Annotated in this window: 6 protein-coding genes; 1 reads left to right on the plus strand and 5 read right to left on the minus strand. The window is 29.2% G+C overall.

Annotation, left to right across the window (positions count from 1 at the left end):
- Positions 1-309: 309 nt before the first annotated feature.
- Complete coding sequence (locus ABF633_RS20160; protein ID WP_415526420.1) at positions 310-618, minus strand: winged helix-turn-helix transcriptional regulator; 309 nt, start codon at positions 616-618, stop codon at positions 310-312.
- A gap of 258 nt (positions 619-876) precedes the next feature.
- Here ABF633_RS20160 and ABF633_RS20165 point away from each other — a divergent pair, with 258 nt between their 5' ends.
- The gene (locus ABF633_RS20165) at positions 877-933 is read left to right on the plus strand and encodes a hypothetical protein (RefSeq protein WP_415526430.1); all 57 of its coding nucleotides are present in this window, start codon (positions 877-879) and stop codon (positions 931-933) included.
- 1,312 nt (positions 934-2,245) lie between these two features.
- On the opposite strand, the gene ABF633_RS20170 is transcribed toward ABF633_RS20165, so the two are convergent.
- The 4 genes from ABF633_RS20170 to metE form a co-directional block, all read right to left on the minus strand.
- Entirely contained in the window at positions 2,246-2,803 is a 558-nt protein-coding gene (locus ABF633_RS20170; protein WP_415526422.1) for a hemerythrin domain-containing protein, read from the minus strand.
- 7 nt (positions 2,804-2,810) lie between these two features.
- Positions 2,811-3,431, minus strand: a complete 621-nt coding sequence (locus tag ABF633_RS20175; RefSeq protein WP_415526424.1) for a hypothetical protein — start codon at positions 3,429-3,431, stop codon at positions 2,811-2,813.
- Between the two features lie 261 nt (positions 3,432-3,692).
- The gene (locus tag ABF633_RS20180) at positions 3,693-4,643 is read right to left on the minus strand and encodes a methylenetetrahydrofolate reductase (protein ID WP_415526426.1); all 951 of its coding nucleotides are present in this window, start codon (positions 4,641-4,643) and stop codon (positions 3,693-3,695) included.
- Positions 4,644-4,679: 36 nt separating this feature from the next.
- A complete protein-coding gene (metE, locus tag ABF633_RS20185) occupies positions 4,680-6,968 on the minus strand; it encodes a 5-methyltetrahydropteroyltriglutamate--homocysteine S-methyltransferase (RefSeq protein WP_415526428.1) in 2,289 nt (762 codons plus the stop codon).
- Positions 6,969-7,151 lie beyond the last annotated feature (183 nt).

Consider the following 7,151-nt stretch of genomic DNA (forward strand, 5'->3'; position numbering starts at 1 on the left):
TCCCATCGCACACAGCGAAAGCGATTCACACAAAATCTAAGATTTTGGTTCTCTGTTTTTCTTCAAGTGGGAGTAAAGAGTGGCTACGTCCCTGGATAACGACTTACCCTAAAGGACAACGATTTCTAAGTATCAAAAATACTGATACTAAGAACTCTGTTAGTAAGCATCAGAGGTCATAAACAAAAACTCCACCTGATGCCAAGAATTCTGTTTATGATTTAGTATATAAAAAGTGATATCTAGAAATAAAAAACCTCCTAATATTAAATTAGAAGGTTTTCTAAATTGTAAATGATATTCTTTTTACTAGTTCCATTTTTCTGCCCACTTTTGAATCTCATCCATAACAGCTTGTAATTCTCTTCCTTTTTCTGAAAGCTCATATTCTATACGAACAGGGGTTTCTGGATAAACCCTTCTGACTATTATTCCTTCTTTTTCTAACTCTTTAAATCTTTCTGTAAGCATGCGAGCGCTCATATTAGGAATAGTTTCTGCTATATCAGAAAATCGCTTTTGTCCACTGAGTAATGTTCTTATAATCAATCCAGTCCATCTTTTCCCTAGTAATTCAAAAGCATTTTCAAATTTGGGGCACATATGATATTTCTCCATTAAATCACCCCCTGCTTTTATTTTATCACATATACTTAATAAAAGTAAGTGTCTTATTATATTATACCAATATAGATATATTGGTATTCAATGAAAAATTGTCATTTGAACAACTGCATATATTTAAGATCATTTAATTAACAAATCTCGAACTAAGTATTCATCTCACCTTTAATACTTAAGCCGCACCTTTTATTAAACACAATAAATAACTAACTATAAAGGAAATTATCGAAAACACTAATGCCATAATTAAGAATGAAGCCACATAGGCATTGTATTTTCCGATTCTTAAAAGATAATCATAGGTATTAATATTTAAATAGTGTGAAATAAAATTAATCACAAAAATCACTATAAATAAAAATATGAAGCCATCTAAAGCACCTTTGATATCAGGTTTACTTAAAGCGATATGTGAAGAAACACAAAAAGCTAATATTATAAATAACCAGAAACCTATTTTTGTAAAATTAGCTAAAGTAAATATACTCTTTATCAGGTTAATAGAAACAAATAGATTCCAACTAATTAATTTTGTATCTAAAATATTGTAGTTCAAATTGCCTTTTAAATGGCTCTGAAAAACTCCAAATGACTGAGGCAAGAGGAAATGCAATCCCACAATCAAAACAAATATTCCACTTATAATTGGTCCAATGCCTATAAAAAAATTTCCTACTCTTTGATATATATTATTGGGATTATATGAGTGCTCCACATAACCTAATATCCCATTTCTACTATGTGTATCAATGAGTTTCATTCTGGTAATTTTATGCCCAAAAATAATACACATAATTGCATGCCCCAATTCATGAATTGGAGTGCCAATAAAGGCAAATGCCATAATACCATTCATTCCAAAAGCTCTTTGCATATTTCTATTTGTACCCTTTTCCAGTATACCTAGTAATAATCCTATGGCTATTATCAATGCTGTAAGATAGAGCAATTCTATTATGCTTGTCTTTAAAATAGTTATGAATAAATCCATTTTTATTCCTCCATTTTGTATTCAGTTTATGATATAGAAATATTCTTATGCTAAATAGAATTTACATTTAATTAATTTAAATATCTTTATTATTATAGCATTAATTTATTAACAAGCTTTAGACAATTGCTTGCAAATATTATTATTTTATAAACATCTTATCCACAAATTATCAACATTATACACATAAAGAAAAGGCACCGATATTTCTATCAGTGACTTTCTCCATAACATCTAAATTGAATTCCACGTTTAACATTTTATCATTTTATTTAAAAATTGTAAACAATTTGTGAATATTTTTTAAACAAAAGCACTAATATTTCTACTAGTGCTTTTCATAATACTAAAGGAGTATTATATTATGTTTCTATAATACATAAAACTCATTATACTTGTCAATATTATTTTTATATAATTTAATACATTTTAATATATAATAAACTAAATTGCACAATAACAAAAATATCAATGTACAATTTAGCATAAAGTGACGTAAAATATCGATTTTTAAAGGTTAATTATATTATGGCATTCAAATGTTAATAACTCGTTTGTAAACTATAACTTTTCTATTAATAAAAAACATCATCTATGCAATTGTAAATAAAAATTATTTTTTATTTTACCCTAAATAACATATTTGTGCTCCAGTTCTTCTAAAAGCTTTATATAATTTTCCTGTGTATGTTTTTCTTCAGCTTCTTTTTCAAAGTTTTCACATTCTTCGTCTATTTTTTTAATAGTATCCTGACTTAGTCCACGTCTTGCAAAGGTGTAAGCTACATTATCTTCTTTTTCTATGTGCCTTTGTAAAAGATGAGTATAGGAAACAGCATTTGCTATTACATCTACTTTAGCCTCTTCATCACCTTCTTTTACCTTTACTAAAGCTTCTTCCAGTTCCTTTATAAAAAGTCTTCCAAGATCATGTTCTGCAAGCATTCCATATCTTACAAGTGGTTCAGCCACTCCACCAATTTCATCTATCATACGATTAAAAAGCATTTTTTCTTCTTTTCCATGATGATGTGTATCAGCATAATTTCTTATAAAAGAAATTATTTTACTAAAATCCTCATAATCAATTTCACCTGCATTCATTACCTTAACACTAGCTTTTCTTACCACTAAAAGCATTCTCTTAATATTATTGTGTTCTTCCATCATCAAATTGATAGCATCCATATAACTCTTACCCCCTTGTTATTTTATTATTTCCATTTTCGCTGCGAATATAAGAATATTCAGTTGTATCTAAAAACCCATTTATCCATGCATTTCTCAAAGTATAAAAATTACTTACTTCTCCACCATTCTTATCCCAATGCTGTTTATGAATACATCTTGTAGTTTTCCATGAAAATTCATTCTCTGACTCAAAAATAACTTCATTAATCATGTCACAAGGCATTCCTTCAAGCATATAGCTAAATATGAGATTAAATAAATCCTTTGGCAAAAAATCATCGGCAGAAATAGTTTCCATAATCTTCTTACCATTATCAAAATAAATCTCACATATTTCATCAATTTTTATATCATGATTATTTATCAATTCAGTGACAATTGCCGCTGTCCGATCTTCAACACTTTGTATTTTTTCCTGAAGCCACCCATGGATATTCCCCTGATCAATAACCTCTTCTAAAGCCCTTCTCTCTGGATAACCATATTTTTTATAAATTTCACTTTTTAACTCTTCAATATGAATATTTTTTTCCTCTGCAAAATTTAATATACTCTCCAATAAATCCTCATTTAATTGTATCTTGTTATATAATAAATAATGAATTTTTCCTAAAAATAGACTCATTTGTATACCTCCAAATTATTATATTTAATTATTAATTATTTTAGTGTTCTGTACTTTAACCTTATAGACGTTATTATATAGAGATTTTATCTATTAATCGGTAACCTACGATACCAATATAAATAATTTTTAAAAGCAAAAAAAGAGCTGTAAAACAACCCTTTTTCTCTATAGCAATACCTGCATCAACGTCGGCATAATCCTAATACTTTATGCCTTCTCCGATTCTAGCTATAATTTTTGACTTTTCTTCAATTACGATTATAAGGTCGACACATTTATAGTTCTCTTTAACTTATTTTCAATAATTAACTTTATATCCCTTACCAGTTGTATTGAAGCTTCAATTTCTATCTTCCTTACAGACAGACTCTCAATATTACAACCTATAGGTATGTCTTTATCCAGTGCAAAATCCAATAGTTCTTCAAATATATTTTTAGCTAAATTAATAGATTTATCCAGAATATCATTTGAATGTATTAACTCATTTTCCATCCACTTAGGTACATTTATACCAAGCCATTTCATAAACTCCAAAGTCTTTATAGAACCACAGGGTGTAAGGGTAAACAATATAGGCACCATTTCCACATCATTATCTTTACAATAATAAAAATAATCTGATAGTAAATTTTTTGAGGCTTCTATATCATAAATTACCTGTGAAACAAAGAACCTGCATCCATTATTTGTTTTACTAATAATTCTCATATGTTCATCGTTATTTTTTGTATGCCTCTCTGGTATTACAACTCCGCCTAAATTCAGCTTATTCTCCAATTTTTCTCTTATATTATATGCCTCTGATAATTTTAATTTAACCTCCTGTTCTCTTGAAGATGCTCCAACAAATACTGAAAATTTATCTTCTTGCAAATCAGAGACTATAGATTCTATTAGTTCATTCTCATGATATTTACCTACACAACGATATATAATTTTTTCCACAGTTAGTTCTTGCATATATTCTCTGCTATACTCAGCAGGATTTATTGTTTGTAAAAATGGAAATGGTCTTTCATCCTGCAATCTATCAGTTTCATCCTGTATATCATATATAATTAATCCATCAATATCTATATTCTTTATTCTCTCTACATGTCTTTGAGAAATTTCAATAATCTTTTCCTGTGAATTGCTTTTCTTAGGTGGGGTTATTGCATAAGTTACTATTCCCATATCTTTATTTAATATTTTACTTTTTAACATATTTTCTCCCCTTAAAACAAATTAATAAATCTTTAATTATATTGATTTTCTAACTTTTTTGACAGCATTAACCATATTGATAAGACTAAGCTTTGTTTCTTTCATTCCTCTTGTTTTAAGACCACAATCTGGATTTACCCATAATTTTTTTACATCCAATTTATTGATCATTACTTTAATTAACTCTTCTATTTCATCTTGAGCCGGCACTCTAGGTGAGTGAATATCGTAGACTCCAGGACCTATTTCCAGTTTAAAATTATTTTTTCTTAGAAAATCTAGAAGTGAAGAATCAGAACGAGCAGCTTCTATGGAAATTACGTCTGCATCCATAGCTTCAATTTCCTTAATAATATCTGAGAATTCACTGTAGCACATATGAGTATGAATTTGAGTATCTATTTTAACCTTAGAATTTGTCAATCTAAAAGCAGGAATTGCCCAATCAAGATATTCCTCTTTCCAATCCTCTTTTCTAAGAGGCAGTTTTTCTCTAAGTGCAGCTTCATCAATTTGTATTATTTTTATCCCGGCTTTTTCTAAATCCAATACTTCTTCGCCGATAGCCAATCCAATTTGGTAAGCTATCTGTTTTAACTCCAAATCTTCTCTTGGAAAAGACCAATTTAAAATTGTAATGGGTCCTGTAAGCATTCCTTTCACTGGCTTATCTGTCTGATTCTGAGCATATTTTATCCATTCAACTGTCATTGGATTTTTACGTTTTACATCACCATATATTATAGGTGGTTTCACTGCTCTTGTACCATAAGACTGAACCCATCCATTCTGAGTAAATAAAAATCCATGAAGTAATCTTCCAAAATACTCAACCATGTCTGTTCTTTCATATTCGCCATGTACCAATACATCTAATCCTATTTCTTCCTGAAATTTTATTATATCTTTAATCCTATCTTTTATAGCATCTTCATACTGTTCTATAGAGATTTCTCCTTTTCTAAGACTTTGTCTTAATTTCTTTACTTCCTTAGTCTGTGGGAAAGAACCTATAGTAGTAGTTGGCAAGATGGGAAGGTTAAAATATTTCTTCTGAGCTTCACGTCTATTATCAAAGCTGTCTACTCTTACAAAATCAGCTTCCTTTAAATTTTGAACTCTTTCCCTTATTTCTTTATTAAAGTACAAGTAATTATTATTTTTTCTTTCTAGTATATCGGAATTTTCAATGTATTTATTGTTTTTACTGTAATTTGCATCACTGCTTAGTTCTTTTAAATCATTTATCTCCACTAATTTTTCTTCCGCAAAGGCTAAACTTTCTCTATAATCATCAGTAATTTTATCTTCCTTTGCAATTGTATGTGGCACATGGAGAAGAGAGCAGGAGGTACCTATGTATATTCTATCTTCATCCAAATATTTTTTAAGTTCATTTATAATTTCAATGCTGTTTTTATAATTATTTATCCATATGTTTTTTCCGTTTACGATACCAGCTATAAGCAGTTTATCCTTAGGAAATCCCTGATTTTCTATTAATTCAATAGTCTTTTTCCCTTCAACAAAATCCAGTCCTAAAATATCAAATTTGGTATCTTTTAAATGTGGATACAAGTCTCTTATATCTCCAAAATAAGTTTGAAGTATAGTTTTAAACTTATAATTGTTACTCAAAATTTTGTCATATATACTTATAAAGAGATTTATTTCTTCTTCTGAAAGGTCTGTTACTAAAATAGGTTCATCAATTTGAATATAGCTGATTCCCTCTGCTTCAAATTTATCTAGTATTTCTATATAAACCTTTGAAAGTTCTTCTAAATACTGTTCAAAGCTTTTATCTGTCTTTATATGAGCAAGTTTAAGGAAAGTAAAAGCACCTATTATTACAGGCTTTGTATCTATTCCCAGGGACTTAGCTTCTCTATATAAATCAAAAGGCTTAGTGTCATTTAAGGAAAACTTCGTATCATCATCAATTTCAGACACTATATAATGATAATTTGTATTAAACCATTTTTTCATAGGTAGAGCCTTTACGTCCTTATGCTCCTTCTGATATCCTCTTGCCATGGCAAAATAGGTATCCAAAGGCGAAAGTCCTAATTCTTTATATTTTTTAGGTATAGCATTTAAAAGAAAAGCTGCATCCAATAAATTATCATAGTAAGAAAAATCATTTGAAGGAATTATATCTATTCCTGCATCTTTTTGCTTATTCCAATATTCCTGTCTCAAGATTTTTGACTTAGCTGAAAGCTCCTCAACGCTTATTTCATTTTTAAAATAGGCTTCTGTTATAAATTTTAGTTCTCTATTTACTCCTATTCTCGGATAACCCACAATTGTTGTTTTACTCATTTCATTCTCCCCTTTACAACTGGTTTTACTGTGGATTAAGTATAGCATGAGAGCAGGATATCTTGGTAACTCCAAAAAACTATTGCCTGCTATAGTAATTAACTATAGCAGGCATATGAATTGTATGATTTTTAACCTGACTAACTTGGCGTAAGTCTCCCACTTCTTCAAGTGGGAGTTCAA

Origin of the sequence: Clostridium sp., assembly GCF_047718555.1 — a bacterium.
Classification (GTDB): domain Bacteria; phylum Bacillota; class Clostridia; order Clostridiales; family Clostridiaceae; genus Clostridium_I.